The organism is Providencia zhijiangensis (assembly GCF_030315915.2).
GTDB classification, from domain to species: domain Bacteria; phylum Pseudomonadota; class Gammaproteobacteria; order Enterobacterales; family Enterobacteriaceae; genus Providencia; species Providencia zhijiangensis.
Genome location: NZ_CP135990.1, coordinates 3,743,665 through 3,765,562 on the forward strand (window position 1 = coordinate 3,743,665; position 21,898 = coordinate 3,765,562).

At 44.0% G+C, this 21,898-nt stretch carries 21 protein-coding genes; 6 read left to right on the top strand and 15 right to left on the bottom strand.

What is annotated here, in order from left to right:
- Positions 1-19: 19 nt before the first annotated feature.
- The 6 genes from rfaP to radC all read right to left on the bottom strand — a co-directional run bounded on the left by rfaP (position 20) and on the right by radC (position 4,546).
- Complete coding sequence (rfaP, locus tag QS795_RS17220; protein ID WP_286272536.1) at positions 20-817, bottom strand: lipopolysaccharide core heptose(I) kinase RfaP; 798 nt, start codon at positions 815-817, stop codon at positions 20-22.
- The gene (locus QS795_RS17225) at positions 810-1,934 is read right to left on the bottom strand and encodes a glycosyltransferase family 4 protein (protein WP_318626673.1); all 1,125 of its coding nucleotides are present in this window, start codon (positions 1,932-1,934) and stop codon (positions 810-812) included. Before QS795_RS17225 ends, rfaP begins: the two co-directional genes overlap by 8 nt.
- 1 nt (position 1,935) lies before the next feature.
- Complete coding sequence (gene rfaQ / locus QS795_RS17230) at positions 1,936-3,000, bottom strand: lipopolysaccharide core heptosyltransferase RfaQ (protein ID WP_036950725.1); 1,065 nt, start codon at positions 2,998-3,000, stop codon at positions 1,936-1,938.
- A 211-nt stretch (positions 3,001-3,211) separates the two neighbouring features.
- Complete coding sequence (rpmG, locus tag QS795_RS17235; RefSeq protein WP_004265124.1) at positions 3,212-3,379, bottom strand: 50S ribosomal protein L33; 168 nt, start codon at positions 3,377-3,379, stop codon at positions 3,212-3,214.
- Between the two features lie 11 nt (positions 3,380-3,390).
- Positions 3,391-3,627: a 50S ribosomal protein L28 gene (rpmB, locus tag QS795_RS17240; protein WP_004265123.1), complete on the bottom strand. Its 237-nt coding sequence runs from the start codon at positions 3,625-3,627 to the stop codon at positions 3,391-3,393.
- Positions 3,628-3,880: 253 nt separating this feature from the next.
- The gene (gene radC / locus QS795_RS17245) at positions 3,881-4,546 is read right to left on the bottom strand and encodes a RadC family protein (protein WP_286272563.1); all 666 of its coding nucleotides are present in this window, start codon (positions 4,544-4,546) and stop codon (positions 3,881-3,883) included.
- 182 nt (positions 4,547-4,728) lie between these two features.
- Between radC and coaBC the strand changes: the two genes are divergently transcribed.
- The 3 genes from coaBC (at position 4,729) to slmA (ending at position 7,242) form a co-directional block, all read left to right on the top strand.
- Positions 4,729-5,985, top strand: coding sequence for a bifunctional phosphopantothenoylcysteine decarboxylase/phosphopantothenate--cysteine ligase CoaBC (gene coaBC / locus QS795_RS17250; RefSeq protein WP_318626677.1), 1,257 nt, complete (start codon positions 4,729-4,731; stop codon positions 5,983-5,985).
- Entirely contained in the window at positions 5,957-6,412 is a 456-nt protein-coding gene (gene dut / locus QS795_RS17255) for a dUTP diphosphatase (RefSeq protein WP_154603302.1), read from the top strand. The genes coaBC and dut overlap by 29 nt, the downstream gene beginning before the upstream one ends.
- A gap of 233 nt (positions 6,413-6,645) precedes the next feature.
- A complete protein-coding gene (gene slmA / locus QS795_RS17260; RefSeq protein WP_286272541.1) occupies positions 6,646-7,242 on the top strand; it encodes a nucleoid occlusion factor SlmA in 597 nt (198 codons plus the stop codon).
- A gap of 55 nt (positions 7,243-7,297) precedes the next feature.
- Here the strand turns inward: slmA and pyrE are convergent, their stop codons facing one another.
- Entirely contained in the window at positions 7,298-7,939 is a 642-nt protein-coding gene (pyrE, locus tag QS795_RS17265; protein ID WP_286272542.1) for an orotate phosphoribosyltransferase, read from the bottom strand.
- A 137-nt stretch (positions 7,940-8,076) separates the two neighbouring features.
- Positions 8,077-8,790 (bottom strand): ribonuclease PH, encoded by a 714-nt coding sequence (gene rph / locus QS795_RS17270; RefSeq protein WP_036950714.1) that lies wholly within the window; start codon positions 8,788-8,790, stop codon positions 8,077-8,079.
- 123 nt (positions 8,791-8,913) lie between these two features.
- Between rph and QS795_RS17275 the strand changes: the two genes are divergently transcribed.
- The gene (locus QS795_RS17275; RefSeq protein ID WP_286272545.1) at positions 8,914-9,777 is read left to right on the top strand and encodes a YicC/YloC family endoribonuclease; all 864 of its coding nucleotides are present in this window, start codon (positions 8,914-8,916) and stop codon (positions 9,775-9,777) included.
- Between the two features lie 167 nt (positions 9,778-9,944).
- Complete coding sequence (gene dinD / locus QS795_RS17280) at positions 9,945-10,769, top strand: DNA damage-inducible protein D (protein ID WP_286272547.1); 825 nt, start codon at positions 9,945-9,947, stop codon at positions 10,767-10,769.
- Positions 10,770-10,869: 100 nt separating this feature from the next.
- On the opposite strand, the gene QS795_RS17285 is transcribed toward dinD, so the two are convergent.
- Positions 10,870-12,126 carry a nucleoside permease gene (locus QS795_RS17285; RefSeq protein WP_318626678.1) on the bottom strand — a complete coding sequence of 419 codons (1,257 nt, stop codon included), beginning with the start codon at positions 12,124-12,126 and terminating at the stop codon, positions 10,870-10,872.
- Positions 12,127-12,250: 124 nt separating this feature from the next.
- Positions 12,251-13,069, bottom strand: a complete 819-nt coding sequence (locus QS795_RS17290; RefSeq protein WP_286272551.1) for a purine-nucleoside phosphorylase — start codon at positions 13,067-13,069, stop codon at positions 12,251-12,253.
- 203 nt (positions 13,070-13,272) lie between these two features.
- Between QS795_RS17290 and QS795_RS17295 the strand changes: the two genes are divergently transcribed.
- Positions 13,273-14,475, top strand: coding sequence for an ROK family protein (locus QS795_RS17295; protein ID WP_036950706.1), 1,203 nt, complete (start codon positions 13,273-13,275; stop codon positions 14,473-14,475).
- Positions 14,476-14,565: 90 nt separating this feature from the next.
- Here QS795_RS17295 and QS795_RS17300 read toward each other — a convergent pair whose 3' ends face one another.
- The 5 genes from QS795_RS17300 to selA all read right to left on the bottom strand — a co-directional run bounded on the left by QS795_RS17300 (position 14,566) and on the right by selA (position 21,868).
- Positions 14,566-15,732: a nucleotide sugar dehydrogenase gene (locus tag QS795_RS17300; RefSeq protein ID WP_318626665.1), complete on the bottom strand. Its 1,167-nt coding sequence runs from the start codon at positions 15,730-15,732 to the stop codon at positions 14,566-14,568.
- A gap of 60 nt (positions 15,733-15,792) precedes the next feature.
- Positions 15,793-16,794 carry an NAD-dependent epimerase gene (locus tag QS795_RS17305; RefSeq protein ID WP_108479134.1) on the bottom strand — a complete coding sequence of 334 codons (1,002 nt, stop codon included), beginning with the start codon at positions 16,792-16,794 and terminating at the stop codon, positions 15,793-15,795.
- Positions 16,795-16,859: 65 nt separating this feature from the next.
- Positions 16,860-18,536 (bottom strand): LTA synthase family protein, encoded by a 1,677-nt coding sequence (locus QS795_RS17310; RefSeq protein WP_154603195.1) that lies wholly within the window; start codon positions 18,534-18,536, stop codon positions 16,860-16,862.
- Positions 18,537-18,611: 75 nt separating this feature from the next.
- On the bottom strand, positions 18,612-20,480 hold the full coding sequence (selB, locus tag QS795_RS17315; RefSeq protein ID WP_286271805.1) for a selenocysteine-specific translation elongation factor: 1,869 nt from the start codon (positions 20,478-20,480) through the stop codon (positions 18,612-18,614).
- Positions 20,477-21,868, bottom strand: a complete 1,392-nt coding sequence (gene selA / locus QS795_RS17320; protein ID WP_154603197.1) for an L-seryl-tRNA(Sec) selenium transferase — start codon at positions 21,866-21,868, stop codon at positions 20,477-20,479. Before selA ends, selB begins: the two co-directional genes overlap by 4 nt.
- Positions 21,869-21,898 lie beyond the last annotated feature (30 nt).

A 21,898-nucleotide genomic window follows, 5' to 3' on the forward strand; every position in this document is an offset into this window, starting at 1 on the left:
GTTTAGTCTCTCTTTTTCTTTATAGCGACTTTCTGATCGTACGCGCTTTAATTTTGTCAGCTTTGCTTTTCGCATCTGCCATCAAACTAGATTCTTGACTCAGTATCTCTTTTAACGGCATTTCAAAATAAACCTTCATAAACCGGAAAATATCTCTCTGAGTTAAACCGATTTCTAATGATGAAAAGTATAAACCAATTAAGTCCTTATTTCGCCAGCGGGTAGGAACTGATGACCGTAGCTGTGCGCGATGCAAATCGATGACTGAGATTTTTAAATCTTGCAGATTTTCTGTGAACGGTAGATGCAGTAAGAAATGGCAAATATAACAGTCGCGATGGTTAATACCGATGCGATGCATCTTACGTACCATCTCGGCAACTCGCCGGATCAACATTTGCTTAGTTTTGAATTTAGGTGGCTGAGTGGCCCAATTAGCGCAGTAATCTTCTAAACTCACTGTTGGAGTGAGGTCTTCAGTAATAATAAATGAATGACGTCGAAGTGGGTTCCACCCTTTTTGCCCGAAAGCGCGCCCGTTCATGGTATCAACGCCAGCTTCAGTCAATCGATGAATTGCATTCCATTCACGATCTGCACCTAAAACAGGTAAACGGAATGAGAATAAATTCTTCAAAACCTCTTTTAGCGTCGTGCCATAGTGAATCTTAATAAAATAGCTTTTATCATCAAGCTGAAAACGCAATGTTCTGCGCGTTTCCAATGCACGAAAAACTTCACCATCCAATTTATCTGTTTCAACAAATGGGTCTTTATCTTTCCACAATTCATTAAAAGGCGCTTTTAACTCAACCATTAGAGCATCCTAAAATAATATCGGCCGCTTTTTCCGGTAAACTGTACAGATCTTCTGTGTCTGCATAGTATTTAGCATTGTTTACCCATTGAGCTCGTTTTTGTGTATCTTGCAGGCTATCGCATAGCGCCTGATTTAAAACTGCCTGTTCAAAAGGCTCATTGACCACCACGCCACACTGGGCTTTGTCGATAAACGACGCGTAACCACACACTTCCGTGACGATAATCGGCAGTCCCGCAACAATCGCTTCAAGCAGGACAATTCCAGCTGCTTCTTGGTACGCCGGATGCATCAAAATATCCGCAGCGGCCATTAGCTCCGCAATATCATTGCGCCCGCTAAAAAATGAAACTTGTTTATCAATCCCCAACGCTCCCGCTAAGCGTTGATATTTAGCGGGTTTGTCTTGTCCTACCACCATCAATAATGTGTTGTTTCTGATGCTTTCAGGTAATGCAGCCATCGCTTTGAGAGTTCTATCAACGCCCTTGCGTTTAAAATCGGACCCAACTTGAAGCAGCAAAAATGCAGACTCGGGAATTTGATTCTTTTCTCGATAGATACGCTTAGCATCCGCAATCTGTTGGTCATATTTTCGGTCAACGGCGATACCCGGAGGCAGCATATGAAAACGGTCACTTTCCGTTCCATAGTGCTTTTCAAAATGAGCAATTTGATGAGGCGTGAGCATCATTAGCTGCGTTGCCTTTTCTTTTTGGAAGACGGCTTTTTCAAAAGCAGCATAATGTTTATAGCGCGGAGTCAGCTTATAGAAAAAACCTTTTTCTTCAGCCACTTTTTGCGCATAACAAACATCCGCAGCAAAATATACATCCAGATCAGGCATTTTATTAAAGCCAATGATTCTATCTGCGGGATGTTGCTTCAGATGTGCCATGACCCATTCACAGTATTGGGCATTTCGTCCATGGTTAGTGCCTGAACTGGTAGGAACAATAATAATTTCAAACTGTTCCGGACGTTCACCTTCCCATGATTGGGTATAAACACGAATATGGTGTCCACGAGCTTGGCAAGCCATCGCAATACGTAAAAAGTCGCGTTGTAGCCCACCAAATGGAAAATATTTATACAGACAAAATGCCAATACCATCTTAGTACCTTCCCATCATTGAGCGCATATTCATCGGTAGCATTTGCTCCGTTGCTTCAATCACATCACTAGCAGGGATCACGGAGAGGTATTTCTTATTGCGGTCTAGTTCATCTCTAGGTGGCATATTTTCATAATCTCCTGCCCAGAATTTCACCACATTATCGCTCCATGGTCGCCAGAAAATATGGTTTGTGGCGCCAAATAGGCACACGATGGGAGTTTTCACCGCGGCAGCAATATGCATAGGTGCAGAATCGACGCCAATAAAAAGAGCGGCATGCGCAATTAATGCACCTAATTCAGGGAAGGATGTTTTTCCTGCAAGCTCAGTCGTTGGCTTGGTTTGGCAATTCTCCGCAATTTCATTCACACACGCTAAGTCTTCTTTGCTTGGGCCCGATGTTAATACCACTTGATAACCACGAGACTGCAATGCATCAATGACAGCTGAGAACTTTTCATTATCCCAACATTTAAAAATTTGTCGGGCGGTTGGCTGGATCACAACGTAGCTACTGTGAACGCCAAGATCTAACAGCCTCTGATCAATTTTTTTCCAATCATCTTCCGCATAAGACATGGTTAGGTCTGTTTTGAATTCTTGGATCCCTAACGGCTTTAATACAGAAAGATTATTTAAAACAACATGTTCCCCTTCAGGGGGAGTGAGATGCGTAAAGCTATTTCGCCAAAATTTCGAATCTCGATGACCGAAATCGTGCGAAATCTTAGTTTCTGCAGGAATGGCACGAACAAGTAACGAAACCATCCATTGGTCAGCAAGGTTAACGACCAAATCATATTGATTACGACGTAATTTAAACAGCAGACTTAAAAAGTTGCAGGCTTTGCTCAAACCACCACTTTTCTTACCTTTCATACCATATAGTGTATGGATCTCTTGGTTTTCCGACAAAATGGGAATGGTGTCCTGATAAAGCAAAACATCAATCTGGGCATCAGGATAATTTTGCTTTAATGAGCTGATAACAGGCGTCGTCAGTAGCATGTCACCATGAAACCGCATCTTGATTACAAGAATTTTTTTATACTGTTTTTTCACCAGGAGCTCTTAATCAGGTCTAGTAGATAAATTGATATGGATATTTGACAATAAAATGCGTTATTAATTCCATGAATACTGAATATGTTACTACGTTCAGATTAATGGTTATAGTTTTTAATCAATATCCCAGTGGATAGCCACTTTATGGCTAATTTTTGACATAAAAAAACCCAGCCTAAGCTGGGTTCTTCGTACGCAGAAAGCAAAATTATTTGATTTTTGCTTCTTTGTAGATCACATGCTTACGAACAACTGGATCGAATTTTTTCAGTTCCAGTTTTTCTGGCATTGTGCGCTTGTTCTTCGTAGTGGTATAGAAGTGACCTGTACCTTCAGAAGAAACCAGCTTGATTTTCTCGCGAATACCTTTAGCCATTTTTTAGCTCCTTAGTACTTCTCACCGCGGGTACGCAGTTCAGCAAGAACAGCATCAATACCCTTTTTATCGATAACACGCATACCTTTAGCAGATACACGCAGTGTTACGAAACGTTTCTCAGACTCAACCCAGAAACGGTGAGAGTGCAGGTTTGGCAAAAAACGACGTTTGGTCGCGTTTAATGCGTGTGAACGGTTGTTACCGCTCATTGGACGCTTGCCGGTAACTTGGCAGACTCGTGACATGTCTATTCTCCAAAAATCTAATCAGCTCGAGCTTTTTTGTTCTGGGCTTGACTGCCTCGTCAGGCTTAGGAGCCCATCTCAGCAAACTTTTAAGTGATCAACAAAATATCTTTATCTTAGCAAAAAAATTTACTGAGATAGGCTCTTCTCGTCAAACCCGAGATCCTTAAAGGTGGCGTAGTATACGCTTTCAATCGTTTTCACTCAAGCCCAACACAGCAAAAGTTGTCATTTTTTAGTCAAAAAAATGATTTTACAGCCATCCGCGCTCGGCAAATGAGGTACAAGATTTGTGTCCAACCACAAAATGATCAAGTAATTTAATCCCCATCATGTCACAAGCGCTCTGAATTTTCTCAGTAACGTACTTATCTGCCATGCTTGGCTCAGGGTTTCCCGATGGGTGATTATGGGCAAGCACTATCGCTCTGGCATTCATTTTCATGGCAAACCGGATAATTTCTCTTGGATGCACTTCAACACGATTGATTGTGCCTTTAAACATCTCTTCATGGCAAATCACCTGATGCTGATTATTCAAAAATAGCACCATGAAAACTTCTCGTTCCTGCCCTGAAAATAATTCAAGCAACCTCGATTTCAATGTATTGGGATTATCCATCACATCATCACAAAGCACTTGCGCAGAGAAACAACGCCTTGCGAGCTCACTAGCTGCTTGCAATTGGCTTAATTTACAAGCCCCCAACCCTTTACATTCAATCAGCTTTGCGTAGTCAGCTTGCACTAATAAATAGAGTGAACCAAACTCATGAAGTAAGCGCTGAGCAAGTTGTAAAACGGGTTCACCCCGTGTTCCAGTGCGCAGAAAAATCGCTAATAATTCTGCATCTGATAATGATACAGCCCCATACGCCAACATTTTTTCTCGTGGTAAAAGCTCCATATATTCGTGCATCGACTCACCCTCTTTCGCGTCGTTGCCCTCTTTGTAGCCAACCAACATGCTCAGGGCAATCATCTAAACTAGCCTTTGCGTAGCGCTTCGCAAAAATAGCATCGGGATACAAAATCGGCTCTCTCACCAAGCTCATTGATATGGTAAGATGCCCCCCATGTTGACCAAATCGGACAGAGACCATGACTCAACAAACTTCAGTTAACTCATTATTAGGTAAGCGAATTGTTCTTGGTATCAGTGGTGGAATAGCCGCTTATAAAATTCCTGAACTCACTCGCCGACTGCGTGATGAAGGGGCATCTGTACGTGTTGTCATGACACCTGCGGCAAAAGCGTTCATTACACCTCTCACTCTGCAAGCTGTTTCCGGTTATCCGGTCGCTGATGATTTGCTAGACCCCGCAGCGGAAGCCGCAATGGGTCACATTGAATTGGCAAAATGGGCTGATATAATTATTTTAGCGCCAGCAACTGCCGATTTAATCGCACGATTAAGCGCTGGCATGGCGAATGATTTACTCACGACTGTTTGTCTTGCATCTGCGGCGCCTATTGCCATCGTGCCTGCGATGAATCAACAAATGTATCGCGCAGCGGCAACACAGGATAATTTAATCAGACTGCAACAACGCCAGTGTATGATTTGGGGCCCTGATGAAGGCAGTCAAGCATGTGGTGATGTCGGTCCCGGGCGCATGATTGACCCATTAGCGATTGTGAAATTAGCTAGCCAGCATTTTCAATCATGTTTAGGTCAGCAATCCCGTTTAGATCTAGACGGGATTTCAATCATGGTCACGGCAGGCCCAACCCGTGAAGATTTAGACCCTGTACGCTTTATCAGTAATCACAGTTCTGGAAAAATGGGTTTTGCTATCGCGCAAGCCGCAAGTGAACGCGGAGCGAATGTCACTCTCGTTGCTGGCCCTGTTAATCTGGCAACACCGAATGGTGTAAACCGCATTAACGTGACGAGTGCCCTTGAGATGTATGAACAAGTACACCAGTCTATTACTGAGCAAGATATTTTTATCGGCTGTGCTGCGGTTGCAGATTACCGAGCTAAAACTGTCGCTGAAAATAAAATTAAGAAACAAGGGGATGAAGTTTCCATTACTCTTGTACAAAATCCTGACATTGTGGCAAGTGTAGGAAAACTGACGCAAAATCGTCCTTATGTAGTCGGTTTCGCGGCAGAGACCCAAAATGTCGAAGAATATGCACGACAAAAGCGCCAACAAAAGCAACTTGATTTAATTTGTGCGAATGACGTTTCCTTAGCGGATAATGGTTTTAATAGTGATAACAATGCACTACATCTATTTGATGCCCACGGTGATGTTCGATTACCACACAGTAGTAAAATTGAATTAAGCCACCATTTACTTGACGAGATACTCCAACGTTATGAAAAAAATCGATCTGAAAATTCTTGATGCCCGTATTGGGAACGAGTTTCCACTGCCAACTTACGCGACCACTGGCTCTGCGGGTTTAGATTTACGTGCATGTCTTGATGCACCTATCGATTTAGCGCCGGGTCAAACTGAATTGATCCCAACGGGTCTAGCTATCCATATTGCAGACGAGCAACTTGCCGCAGTGATCCTGCCACGTTCAGGTTTAGGTCATAAGCATGGCGTTGTACTGGGTAACTTAGTCGGTTTAATCGACTCTGACTACCAAGGCCAGCTGATGGTGTCTGTATGGAACCGTGGCGATAAAACATTCACTGTTGAACCGGGTGAACGTATGGCACAAATGGTCTTTGTTCCTGTTGTTCAAGCGCAATTCAATATTGTGGATGACTTTGACGCGACTGAACGCGGTGAAGGTGGTTTCGGTCACTCTGGTCGCCAATAATAGGCCTCCAATAAATCGAACCTATTCACGTTGAAATACCGAATATAGGCGCCCTACAAGCGTCTATATTTATGAATAAAAACAATCAGTACGGTATTTTTGTACCTCGTGAATGGATTAGATTTGGTTATAATCTCTACATATTTTAAACCTGTTTTATTCTGAGTGTGACTTTACTCAGAGCGAAATTTTGGATAGTTTGTCTTGCTGTTTTAGCAGGGGTCTTATCAGACATGGCAGAGAATACAATACAAAAACGTAACAGACGTGATGAGATTTTACAGGCTCTTGCGTTAATGTTAGAAAGTAGCGATGGTAGCCAGCGTATTACAACGGCAAAACTCGCTGCAACAGTGGGTGTCTCAGAAGCTGCGCTATATCGTCATTTTCCAAGCAAAATGAAGATGTTCGACAGCTTAATTGAATTTATTGAAGATTCACTTGTTTCCCGCATCAACCTGATTTTAGCGGACGAAAAAGATACACTTGTCCGAATTAAATTGGTTTTAGCGCTAATTTTAGGTTTCTCTGAGAAAAACCCAGGATTAACGCGTATAATGACGGGTCATGCGCTAATGTTCGAGCAAGATAGGCTGCAAGGACGTATTAACCAATTATTTGAACGTATTGAATCACAGCTACGACAAGTCCTAAAAGAGAAAAAAATCCGTGATGGTCAAGGCTTTACCCATGACGAATCATTATTAGCCTCTCAATTATTAGCCTTTTGTGAAGGTATGTTGTCGCGCTTTGTACGTTCTGAGTTTCGTTACCGCCCAACGGTAGAATTTGAAGCTCGCTGGCCTTTAATTTTGGCTCAGCTACAATAACCGCTTATTTATACTACTCACCCCGCCCATTATTGGGCGAGGGCTTTTTTTTCAATTAAATCCCGTACTGCTCACGATACGCTTTCATCGCAGCAAGATGCTGTTGCATATCTTCTTTCTCTGCAAGGTAAGTAATTAAGTCGCTCATTGTGATGATCGAATACACTTTGCAGCCATAATCACGTTCCACTTCCTGAACTGCCGAAATTTCACCTTTTCCTTTTTCTTGGCGATCTAAACACAGCAAGACACCACTCAACGTTGCTTTTTGCTGTTTGATAATTTCCATCGACTCACGAATTGCCGTACCTGCCGTAATCACATCATCAACAACCACAACACGTCCTTGCAGTGGGCTACCCACTAATGTGCCGCCTTCCCCGTGGTCTTTCGCTTCTTTACGATTAAAGCAATATGGCATATCGATATCATGATGTTCTGCCAATGCGACTGCTGTTGTAGTCGCAATCGGAATACCTTTATAGGCTGGACCAAAAATCACATCACACTCAATTGCACTTTCTTTTAACGCTTGTGCATAAAAACGACCGACAAGAGCCAAGTCACGCCCTGTATTAAACAGCCCCGCATTAAAGAAATAGGGACTCTTACGACCTGATTTCAGCGTAAACTCACCAAATTTCAGTACCTGTTTTTTCATGGCAAGTTCAATAAAATCGCGCTGATAGGCTTTCATTGGTCATTCTCCTCATTAATTTGTATTGGTCTTTTTTTGAAACGACTTTCGCGGCTTATCTTCATCAGTAAACAACTTCATCAATAAACTGCGGGCATAAAAAAGGCGACTTTTCAGCCGCCTATTTAATAATAAATTTATTTCAGCGCTTCTCGCTGAGCTTCGAAAATGGTATCTAGCCCCGTTTTCGCTAATGCTAAAAGAGCTAAAAGCTCTTCATGGCTGAATGGTTCACCTTCTGCGGTACCTTGTACCTCAATCATTCGACCATCATCCATCATCACGACGTTCATATCCGTTTCTGCAGCAGAATCTTCAACATACTCAAGGTCACACAGCGCTTCTTGGTTAACGATACCCACAGACACCGCAGCAACCATGGATTTCAGAGGGCTTTTTGCTAATTTACCCTGAGCAACCATGTTGTTCAGTGCATCAACCAATGCAACACACGCGCCGGAAATCGCCGCAGTACGTGTACCGCCATCTGCTTGGATAACATCGCAGTCTAACGTAATGGTGTGTTCGCCAAGTTTTTTCAGGTCAACCGCCGCACGTAATGAACGCGCGATCAGTCGTTGAATTTCCATAGTACGACCGGTTTGTTTCCCTTTTGCCGCTTCACGTTGGTTACGGGAGTTTGTAGCGCGAGGTAACATGCCATATTCTGCGGTTACCCAACCTTGTCCCTGACCTTTTAAGAAACGAGGAACACCCTCTTCAACGGTCGCGTTACATAACACCTTAGTGTCGCCAAACTCAATAAGAACAGAGCCTTCTGCGTGCTTTGTATAATTACGCGTAATTTTTATTGGACGCATCTGGTCTGCTAATCTACCTGCTGGGCGCATGGTGTTATCTCCGTTATCAACTCAAATTGGCACGTATTATACGTTGTTAATCGGATAATGCCTATCCTGTCATCCGTCATAGCGCTATAATCCTGTTATCTCAATGAATGATAGGAACGAATTATGATCCGTAGTATGACTGCTTTTGCCCGTCGTGATATCAAGGGTGAATGGGGGAATGCGGCTTGGGAGCTGCGTTCCGTAAACCAGCGTTATTTAGAAACCTATATCCGTTTACCCGAGCAATTTCGCAGCTTAGAGCCAGTTATCCGTGAACGCCTTCGTTCCCGCCTAACCCGTGGTAAAGTCGAATGTAATCTGCGTTTTGACTTAAATGGTGCTCACCGTGGTGAGTTACTACTCAATGAAGATTTAGCTCGCCAGCTGATTAGCGCAGCAAACTGGGTAAAAAATTACAGCCACGAAGGTGAAATTAACCCATTAGAAATCTTACGCTGGCCGGGTGTGATGTCCGCTGGTGAACAAGATTTAGACGCGATTAGTGAACAACTAATGGCAGGCTTAGATGAAACTATCGATGCCTTTATCCAAAGCCGTGAAGCAGAAGGTGCAGCGCTACAAAGCCTTATCGAGCAACGTCTGGATGGTGTTTTGGTTGAAGTTGCCAAAGTTCGCCAACATATGCCTGAAATCCTACAATGGCAGCGTGACCGTCTACAAAGCAAGCTAGACGACGCACAAATCCAAGTAGACAGTAATCGTTTAGAGCAAGAGCTGATTTTACTGGCTCAGCGCGTTGATGTCGCTGAAGAGTTAGACCGACTGGAAGCGCACGTTAAAGAGACACGCAATATTCTGAAGAAAAAAGAAGCTAGCGGTCGTCGTCTTGATTTCATGATGCAAGAATTTAACCGTGAATCAAACACCCTTGCCTCTAAGTCTATTAATAGTGAAGTGACTAACTCTGCTGTTGAACTTAAAGTGCTGATCGAGCAAATGCGCGAACAGATTCAGAACATCGAATAAAACTCACTTTTCAGAGTAACTTCAAGCCAGCTTATTCACTGAATTTGCTGGCTTTTTTGTTACTGGAAAATAAAAAAGCCCGTTGCTACAATTTGGTGTAATAGTAACCAACGTGACTTGCCGATAGAGTATTTCCCTCAATATCAAACCACGATGGGAAATGCGATATGAATCATCATGACCAGCCTTTTGATCAAATAAAAAAGTTTGACGACTCCGGTATAGAATATTGGTCTGCTCGAGAGCTTTCTAAGCTATTAGAATATTCGGAATACCGTCACTTTATCCCCGTATTAAAAAGAGCTAAAGAAGCATGTTTACACAGTGGACATAGCATTGATGACCATTTCGAGGATGTCCTCGATATGGTTAACATTGGCTCAGGAGCTCAACGAAAACTCAAAGGCGTCATACTGTCACGCTATGCTTGCTACCTGGTTGTTCAAAATGGCGATCCGAGCAAACCAGTCATAGCAGTTGGGCAAACCTATTTTGCGATTCAAACAAGACGACAAGAATTATCAGATAATAAAGCATTCAAAAAATTACGTGAGAATGAAAAACGCCTATATCTTCGTAATGAATTGAAAGAACATAACAAGCTGCTAGTCGAAACAGCTCAGCAGGCTGGAGTAGAAACAAATATTGATTTCGCCATCTTCCAAAATCACGGATATAAAGGCTTATATGGCGGATTAGATCAAAAAGGCATTCATCAGCGTAAAGGTTTAAAAAAGTCACAAAAAATTTTAGATTTTATGGGTTCAACAGAGCTCGCAGCAAACTTGTTTAGAACCACGCAAGCAGAAGAAAAACTAAAACGAGATAACGTACTAAATAAAGTACATGCAAACCAAACCCATTTTGATGTTGGGCGAAAAGTAAGAGAGACTATCCACGAGCTAGGAGGCACAATGCCAGAAGATTTGCCGTCTCCAGAAAAAAGCATTAAACAATTAGAAGCTATCGAGAAGAAAAAGCTTAATAAGTAACATTTAATCAAAAATGCACACTTTATTTTGAAGCCTCCATATAAAAGCCCCGATACAAGACGGGGCATTCACTATATTCAAAAGACCTTTCTTTAAACCATCAACCCACTTTTGCCATTTCCAACGGTTTCTCATGTTGATGCTTATAATGGAAAGAGAAGTAGAAGATCACGGCCAATATTACGGTGTAGGACGAGAACACCAGCCAAATTGACTGCCAATCCTTCACGCCATCCACACTAAAGTAGTCGACGACCAATCCGCTCAATATCGCCCCAAAATAGGCGCCCACACCATTCACCATGGTCATGAACAACCCTTGAGCACTGGCACGCATACGGTGATCCACTTCCTGCTCAATAAAAATAGAGCCGGAAATATTAAAGAAGTCAAACGCACAGCCATACACAATCATCGACATAATTAAGAACATCAAACCGATAGTCGATGGGTCACCGAATGCAAAGAAACCAAATCGTAATGTCCATGCCAACATACTGAGCAGCATGACGGTTTTAATGCCATAACGCTTTAAAAAGAATGGAATAGCAAGAATAAATGCCACTTCGGCCATTTGGGAAACTGACAGCAAAATCGATGGATACTGAACAATCAAACTGTCTTGATACAGCGGGTTACGCGCAAAATCATGCAAGAACGGGCTACCAAACGTATTGGTAATTTGCAGAACCGCGCCCAGTAGCATCGCAAATAGGAAAAATACCGCCATAATCGGCTTTTTGAACAACACTAAGGCATCTAACCCAAGCTTGCTCATCCAACTGGTGGTAATCGCCTGCTTATTCACTGCCATTTTTGGTAATGTCAGGGAATACATCGCGAGCAGCAGCGAGCAACTTCCCGCCACATACAGCTGCATACTACTCAACTCAAACTTCAGTAAACTAATGCTCCACATCGCGGCGATAAACCCAACCGTTCCAAATACACGAATTGGTGGGAAATTAGCAACAGAGTCTAGCTGATACTGACTTAGCGATGAGTAGCTAATAGTGTTCGACAGGGCAATAGTCGGCATAAATGCCATCGCATTAATTAACATTGCCCAGAACATCACTGAAGGATCCGCCACCGTCGCAGCGTAAAACAACGAACCCGCACAAATAATATGGCAAAGCATATACAGGCGGTTTGCAGGAATATATTTATCCGCAATGATGCCGATTAATCCGGGCATCAAAATAGCGGCAATCCCTTTCGAGCTGTACACCATACCGACTTCAGCCCCGGAGAAATCCAAGGTTTTCATCATGTAGGCACCCAATGTCACCAGCCAACTTCCCCAAACAAAATATTGCAGAAAAAGCATGACCTTTAAACGAGACTTAATATTCATACTAGGCTCCGTTTGGAGTGAATTTGGCGGGTAACATTCTCAGCTCGGCAATAATACCCCAAAGGAAAACCGCTCCCGCACTGTCTTTCTATTAATTTGATAAAAAGCTTAATTTGATAAAAAGCTAGAAACGCTCAATCACACCCGTCACTAATTTTAAGAAGGTTGCCTTCACTTTTTCTGCGGTTTCAATCACTTCATCATGGCTTAAAGGCTGTTCTAAAATGCCGCACGCCATGTTGGTCAGGCAGGAAATACCGACTGTTTTAATCTGAGAATGGTGAGCGACCAGCGCTTCAGGTACGGTAGACATTCCCACCGCATCAGCGCCAAGAGTTCTGATCATGCGAATTTCGGCTGGCGTTTCATAGGTTGGGCCTGTCCACCATGCATACACGCCTTGGCGCAGAGACACACCTTGCTCCTTCGCGACATCCAAAATCGTTTGGCGCAGCTCTTTGTTGTACACTTCGCTGACATCCAGGAAACGTACACCCAGTTCTGGGTTGTTTGGTCCCATTAATGGGTTATTCGCCGTCAGGTTAATATGGTCAGTGATAACCATCAGGTCGCCCGGATTAAAGTCAGTATTCACCGCTCCGCAGGCGTTGGTGATGATCAACTTTTCCACACCCAGCGCTTTCATTAAACGCACAGGGAACGTCACTTGATCCAGCGAAAAACCTTCGTAATAGTGAAAACGACCTTTCATCGCCACTACCGTTTTGCCTGCAATCGTCCCGATCACTAATTCGTTCGCGTGACCTACCGCTTCAGACTTCGCAAAATGTGGCACTTCGCTATAAGGAATATGCACCGCATTTTCTAACGTATCAGCAAATGGGCCTAATCCAGACCCTAAAATGATCCCAACAGTGGGCTTCATATCCGTACGAGATTGGATAAAATTCAGGCTTTCTAAGATATCTTTGGTGTTGTGCATAATGCGCTCCGCAATCAAATCAAATAAAGAAGATGATTGGGATAATAACGTAATTAGAAAATCTAACAGCGATCTTAATCTCATTTTGAGAAAATGTTAATAAACATGACATCTGTTAAAGTACTCGCCATGTGAATCTGTTAATCTTGAATGATTAGCTTTATAACTGGATATTCCACTAGCGAAAACAGGAGGGGGAGCCATTGTTACACCGTTTATTGAACGAATTTCGCACATCCAAAAATTCCAAAACTCAAAAACTCAAAACGCTGTATCGGCTGATCCTCAACCACGGACCAATTCGGGCAGAAGCGCTAACCTCCCTCGCGAACATGAAACCCGCGACCTGTGCCAGGCTCCTCGATGAACTAAGTAAATGCCAGTTACTCTCCACGTCAGAACTTGGGGAATCAACGGGAGGACGCAAACCCATTTTGTACAGCGTCAACCCGGCTGATGGCTACTTAATTGGCATTGAGATGAGTGATATCTACTCTACGATTGTTCTGCAAAATCTGAAGTTAGACATTCTTGGCAAAGTCAAAATCAAGTATGAGCACCTCGAAACCGCTGAAAACATGCTCGACCATCTATTGGACAACGTCGATGACCTGCTTGCTGAGCATCAGTTAGATACTCAAAAAATACTGGGTATCGGCATTGCCATCGACCATATTTTAGAGCGTGATAAAGTGCCTTACTCTGACTACAGCGCACGAATTCAAGCGCTATATCAGTACATTACTCAGCGCGTTCCCTGCTTTGTTCTGTTAGGAAGTGGCATCAGCTTCGCGGCCTTTGCGGAGTACCGTTTACGCTACGCCTCTGATAGCCAACGATTCTTACTCACCACTTGTGACACAGACATTCGCAGCTCGACTATTATCAATAACCAATATGCCCCAACGCCAATCAGCACCGCACAAGCGTTCGGCCATACGACTATCGACATCAACGGTCAGCGTTGTGAATGCGGTTCATTTGGTTGTTTGAAACAGTACAGTTCCTTGCACGCCATTAAATCTCGCGTGATTCAGCATCTAAGACTTGGCAAGCCATCGGTGATTAACCAGCTCGTCAAATCTGAGGATGAAATTAACTATCACACGATTTTTCAGGCGCTTGCCCAGAACGATGAGGTGTGTCTTAAAGCCTTGGAAGAAGCCGCGTATTACTACGGTATCGCCATTGCCAACGCGGTATTAATTACCCAAGCGGATGTGGTGGTTTGCGGGGGAACCCTTACCCCAAAAAACCATTTCTTTGAAATGACCAAAAAATCCATTGAGCAAAAACTCTCGATTTTCCCGCATATCAAACCGCGCATTTACCCAGCTAATGATTCTTATGAAATCGTCGCTCAAGGTGCAGGTGGGATGGTGATGGAAAGCTATCTCTCTGAGTGACGATGGATTCAAATAAAAAATGCCCCAACTTGTGGGGCATTTTCATTATAAATCACCGGTGACTATTTTAATCTTAGTCATTACCAAGCTTTAGTCATTACCAAACAGGTCACGGGTATAGACTTTGTCCGCCACATCATCCAGTTCAGGCACCATACGGTTTGCCAGAATAATGTCGCTTTCTGCTTTGAAGGTCTCTAAATCACGGATAACTTTCGAGCGGAAGAACTCCTCTTCTTTGAGTACTGGCTCGTAAACCACCACTTCAATCCCTTTGGCTTTGATACGCTTCATTACGCCCTGCACCGCAGAGGCACGGAAGTTATCAGAGCCCGCTTTCATCACTAAGCGATACACACCCACTTTACGCGGTGCTTTAGCAATAATCGCATCCGAGATAAAGTCTTTACGCGTGCGGTTAGATTCGACAATTGCGTTAATTAGGTTGTTCGGTACATCGTCGTAGTTCGCCAGTAACTGCTTGGTGTCTTTTGGTAAGCAGTAGCCGCCATAACCGAAGGATGGGTTATTGTAGTGGCTGCCGATACGTGGGTCTAAAGAAACCCCTTCAATGATTTGACGCGCATTCAAACCACGGCTTTCTGCGTAAGTGTCTAATTCGTTGAAGTATGCCACACGCATGGCTAAGAAGGTGTTGGCGAACAGTTTAACCGCTTCGGCTTCAGTCCCGTCTGTAAACAGCACCGGTACATCTTTCTTAATCGCGCCTTCTAACAGCAAGTCAGCGAAAATCTGCGCACGTTCAGAACGTTCTCCCACCACGATACGGGACGGGTACAGGTTATCCCACAGCGCACGCCCTTCACGTAAGAATTCTGGGGAGAAAATCACGTTGGTGTAACCGAACTCTTCACGCAGACGCTCTGTAAAGCCCACTGGAATAGTAGATTTGACGATAATAGTCGCTTCAGGGTTCAGTTTGTTCACATCATGAATAACGGATTCCACTGAATTGGTGTTGAAGTAGTTAGTTTTTGGGTCGTAGTCTGTTGGGGTCGCCACAATCACGTATTGCGCGCCAGTATAGGCTTCGACTTTATCTTCGGTTGCACGGAAATTAAGCTGTTTTTCCGTTAAAAACTGTTCGATTTCGGTATCGATAATCGGGGATTGCTTATTGTTAAGCATCGCCACTTTTTCAGGGATGATATCGACCGCCACCACTTCGTGGTGTTGGGACAGTAACATGGCGTTAGACAGACCGACGTAGCCGGTACCTGCGATTGCTATTTTCAAACTTGCCTCTCAAATCCTTCTGCGGATATTTCAGGTGGTTTATGATATCGATGGTCAGTATTAACGGTGATAATACGATTTATACCAGTCAACAAATGCCTGAACACCCTGTTCAATAGAAACTTGTGGGCGATAGCCGGTGACGTTAAACAGGTCTTCGGTGTCTGCCCATGTTGTATAAACATCTCCCGCTTGCATCGGTAAGAAGTTCTTAATGGCTTCTTTTCCTAACGCATTTTCCAATGCAGAAATAAAATCAATCAGCTTCACTGGCTGCCCATTACCAATATTATAAATGCGGTAAGGTGCGCTGCTTTGCGCTGGCGAATCAGAACGATTTTGCGGGTCTGCTTGCGGAATTATATCTGAAACACGGATAACACCTTCGACAATATCATCAATGAAAGTGAAATCACGGCTAAGATCGCCGTTATTATAAACATCGATAGGTTCACCCGCTAAGATAGCTTTGGTGAATTTAAACAGCGCCATATCCGGGCGTCCCCACGGACCATACACAGTGAAAAAGCGTAAGCCTGTCGTCGGCAGCTGATAAAGATGCGAATAAGAGTGCGCCATTAACTCATTGGCCTTTTTGGTCGCGGCGTACAATGAGATAGGGTGATCGGTGGACATGTCGGTGGTGAATGGCATTTTGTCGGTTACGCCATACACCGAACTTGAAGAGGCATACACCAAGTGTTTCACTTTCGCTTGGCGGCAGCCTTCTAAAATCGCCAAATGCCCATTCAGATTGCTATCAGCATAGGCAAATGGGTTTTGTAATGAGTAACGCACCCCTGCCTGTGCGGCAAGGTGGATAACGCGGTCAAAATTCTCTTGAGTACACAGCACCAGCACTTTTTCGCGGTCAGTGATATCAAGAGGAATAAACCGGAACTGCGGATATTGTTCAAGAATATGCAGTCGAGACTGTTTCAATCCCTGATCATAATAGGCGTTCATATTATCGATACCGATAACTTCATGCCCACTTTCTAACAGTCTTTGACACAATCTAAAACCAATAAACCCGGCACTTCCCGTGACCAAATATTTCATATTCGTTATCTTCTTACGTTATTAAATGATGGTTTATCAACATTCTAGCACTAATTAGAGATAAACTACTTGGTCTCATCTTTATTGGCGACACCGAGCACATGATAAATATAGTGGCGATAACCATCGAGTAACTGCTTATCTTCACAGTCATTCAGTTTACCGTCGCATAAATGGCGCATCTTAATATTTGCTTCATAGAATGGCGAAACTTTTAAGTTCGCGCGTTCCAATAACATGCCGCCAAGGAATGAAATATCCGTTAACTCACCCGTTTTAATTTCGGTACCCGCTTTGAGATTATCTCTTAGGGTAAACTGCGTCGCATAAGCAGGGGACGATAATGTGGACTGATATTTATCTAAGCTGATCCCCGGTTGATGGTCTCCAAAATAGAGGAACATCATTGGACGCTGGCGTTTTTCCATAAACGAAACAAAGTCACGGATCGCATCGTCGGAGTGGACGATTTTTTCCATATAATGACTAAATTCGCCCGCAGAATCTTTATTATCTAGCTTATCTTTAATTCCGTAATCATCACTGTGCCCTTCTTTATAAGGCCCGTGTTCATACATGGTTAGTGCAAAAATAAAGACGGGCTTATCCGTTTCCGTTGCCAAAATTTCTTTCACGTACTTCAGCATATCTTCCGTGCTGATCGTCCATAAATTATCTTGCAACTTACCGGGATAGCCTAACTCTTGAGGCTGAATGATACGGTCAACGCCCAGCGTTTCATAAGCGTGACCAGAATGATAAGCCCCTTTATTAAACGGCGTTAGGACGACTGTATAATAACCGTTGGCTTTCATCTCTTTAAATAAGCTGTTATTTAAATGATCGACCACAAAATAGAACACACCACTTTTTTGTGCCCCGAAATCATCGCTATTTAACCCCGTTAATGCGGAAAACTCAGATAACCATGTTCCACCACCAAAGGTTTGTACGCGCATCGGACTATGTGCAGTTAAATTGGCATCTTGCTGGAACATAAATAACTCTGGCAGTTTCGTTCCCGCAGGTAAATCATAAACTTTTGGGTCAACCGTAGATTCTTGTAATAACAGCAGAATGTCAGGCTTTTCGGTTTGTACATTATTTGCCACAGAAACATTGTTTGCTAAAGAAACATTCTCAGCCTTTTGCTCAAAATAGCTCGCATCACCGACAAAATGCGGTGATTTGTATTTCGCATTCTGTGCAGACATCACCAAGTTAGTCACTGTACCGCGGCCTTTCGGCAAGGTTTGTGACCATTTATCAAAGTAATGCGCACTTGCCCAATCCGCCCCGAAGTAGCCCACGATGACCATGAGCACACTAACCACGCGTGATACCTTGCGTTTACATGGTGTAGATAAACGCCAACTGATCACACCGTTGATGATAAGCAGAATAAATAACGCAAGTACCGCCACCCCCGCCAACCAATAGTGGCCTAATGTCCCTAAGTTGGAGGTATCCGTCATCAAATTAATATCAGTAAAGAAAAGTTGCTCTTTATAATAGTGAACTTTCAACTGGTTAAAGATTTTGATGATAATAAACAGGGTACTCGTAATAATTGCAGAGAAAACCCAGCGAGCAGTAACTGTAAATAAAACACCAAATATGACAGCGTAAACACAAATGGAAATCAGACCAGGATAAATAACGCCGCTTTTTTCAAAGACTAAAAATAGCGAGCCAATAAAAATCAGCGCCAGATAAATACTCGCAATTAGTTTTTTATTCATTTGACTTCCACAATTCACAAAAAGGTATCGAGGTTAATAAAACTGCCAGCATTATAATGGCGGAAACCCTACAATTTATTCAACAAAAATGCCTTTGTCTCGTAAATAATGCCCATCTTCTTTACGACGAGTAAAGCCGCTTTTATCAAAGAACTCGAGAATTTGAATCGCCAGTTTGCGACCAATACCCAATTCATTACGAAAATCAGCGGCAAAAATCACCTCGTGCTCAGCACAGTGGCACGAAATAATTTGGGCAAATTGACGGATCTGTTCGCTGCTATAATACCTATCACGCACAATCGCCACGATCAGCCCCATTTGTGCAGCTTTTTTCAATATACGGCGAATAGTATCTTCATCGTGACCCGTTTCTACGGCAATATCGCGTACCCAACGAGCTTCAGGATGCGTGAACAGCCCTTCCACTTGTTGCCAAATACCTTGCTGCTTGGCATCAAACACTAGCCCATGCTGCGGCATATGCAGCCAGCCACGAGTCTGCTTAATCGCCCCCTCGGCAATCAAATCATTAATCAATTTGAATACCAAGATTTCATCCATCGTGGGTAGCGCCATTCGTTTCAATCGCGCTTTACCTACACCTATCTGGTCGCTATGAACTTCATTGAAGTTTTCGAGGGATTGAATCAATTTATCCTTGGCAACCTGCGCCTTAAACGCAGAAAGTACGACATCGCCGACACGGACGATATCAACTTGTTCCAGCAAGGAATCTAATGCCAACTGAGTTAACTGACGCGACCAACCGTAACTGTTTAAGTCTAGCTCACCGCTGGGTAACTGTAGGTTAAGCTGTGTCAGCTCATCATCCGTTGCACATAAACGAGATAACCAATCGAGGAACTCAGGCTGTCTCTTACCACGACGCGGAGAGACTAAGCGAATAACACGCGCACCAGCCAAGGTGTGTCGCGCACTAATATCGCGAATAATTAATCGGTCATTATCCACCAGCCACAGTGGCGTATCTAAAATCAGCTCGGCCAACATCGGCGTTTCGCCTGATTCCGTCAGCAAAGAGACCCGCCCTGTAATGTGACTTGCACCGTGGTAAAGATGCACGGGTTGCCAATGCTTGAGTGGCGCATCGCAGGTCAACTCCACTATCACTCGAGAAGCGATAAAAGCAGGTTGCTCCGCCAGCAGCCAATCACCGCGGGTTATCGATTCTTTATCGATGTTTCCCGTTAAATTCAGCGCGACGCGATCCCCCGCTTGAGCAAACTCAGCGACTTGATTTTGGCGATGAATACCACGAATACGAACCGAAGTATCAGCTCCTGTAACCCATAAGGATTCACCCACACTCACTTTACCCGCAAGCGCCGTTCCCGTAACCACAATTCCCGCTCCTTTCACATGGAAAATACGGTCGATGGCTAAACGAAAACGCTGTTGCAGATCAGTAGAAGAATTTTGTTGTTGGTGCAGTTGCTGCAAGTATTGGCGCAGTGCACCAATGCCCAGCCCTGTACTTGCTGAAGTGATAAATAATGGCGCATTCAACCAGCCTTGGCGACGCAGTTCAGTGTGAACCTGTTGAGTGACCTCTGTCACTCGCTGCTCATCAACACGGTCGGCTTTAGTTAAAATCACAGAGACATCTTGGCAACCCGCAAGTCGTAAAATCGACAAATGCTCAAGGGTTTGCGCCATGATTCCATCGTCGCACGCCACTACCAGTAGGGCATGATTAACCCCACCGATCCCCGCCAACATGTTCGCGAGGAATTTTTCGTGTCCAGGGACATCAATAAAACCAATTGAGCTACCATCAGATTGCGGCCAATACGCATAGCCGAGGTCGATAGTCATTCCACGTTTCTTCTCTTCTGGAAGATGCGCGGTGTTCACGCCAGTCAGCGCTTGAATTAACGATGTTTTACCATGGTCAACATGACCGGCTGTCGCAAAAATCATGACAATAACGCCTGCACTAATTCGTGTTCATTCTCAAGGCAACGTAGGTCTAGCCACAGTTTGCCCTCTTTTAAACGCCCGATAACAGGCTGAGGTAATTGACGCCAGTGGCTGGCAAGGCGCTCTAAATTACCGCCTTTTCCATCAAGAGGCGCGAATGTAATCGCATAGCTGGGTAATCGGTCAACGGGAAGAGAGCCACTACCGATTTGCGATAAGCAAGGCTCAGCCTCGACAAAGAAGCGATCCCCATAATAGGCTTGCAGCTTCACGAGGATATTCTCGGCACTCTGCCTAATTTCTTCTTGGGAACGTGTTAGCCAACGTAATGTCGGCAGTTCAGTGGTGAGTTTTTCTGGAGTTAAATAGAGTTTTAGCGTCGCTTCTAACGCAGCAAGCACCATTTTATCTACGCGAAGGGCGCGTTTTAAAGGGTGTTTTTGAATGGCATCAATCCATTTTTTCTTACCGAGAATGATCCCCGCTTGAGGCCCTCCCAGTAATTTGTCTCCTGAAATAGAGACCAAATCAATGCCTTGAGATAAATATGCTTGTGGCATCGGCTCCGCTGGCAATCCATACGCGGTCATATCAATCATCGACCCACTGCCTAAATCAATCGCTGTCGGTAATTGGTATTTTTGCCCTAAAACAGCCAGCTCTTCCCCTTCAACTTCCGCGGTAAAGCCTTCAATGCTGTAGTTACTGGTATGTACCTTCATTAACAACCCTGTTTGGTCATTAATGGCATTTTCATAATCCCGTAAATGGGTTCGGTTAGTAGTGCCCACTTCAACCAATTTACAGCCTGCCTGTGCCATTACATCGGGAACACGAAATGCGCCCCCAATTTCCACCAGCTCACCGCGAGAGACAATCACCTCGCGCTGCGGGGCGACCGTGGCTAATAGCAGTAAAACCGCCGCCGCATTGTTATTCACAATACAGGCATCTTCTGCCCCTGTGAGTTGGCACAGTAAATCAGCAATGGCGCGGTCGCGATGCCCTCGCGTTGCGCCATCAAGAGAATATTCTAACGTGACTGGTGAACTCATCACTTGCGAAACAGCATGAATAGCAGAGTTGGACATCACTGCACGCCCTAGGTTGGTGTGCAACACAGTCCCCGTCAAATTAAAGACGTTTTTTAACGCACTGTGTTGCAACTCATCATGGCGAACAGAAAGTTCTGCTAACCAATCACCGTGCCAATCCGGTAAACATCCGTCTTGTGCAATAGACGCTCGCGCTTGTTCCTGCATTTCACGTAGGCATTCTGTTACCCAATGCAGACCCGATTTTTCCACCAATATCTGTGCTTCATCGCATTGTAAAAGCTTGTCGATGGCAGGTAACTGGCGGTATAGCGCGACATTCGATTCATCCATAGTCACTCTTCTCTTTTCTTACTGTGCAGC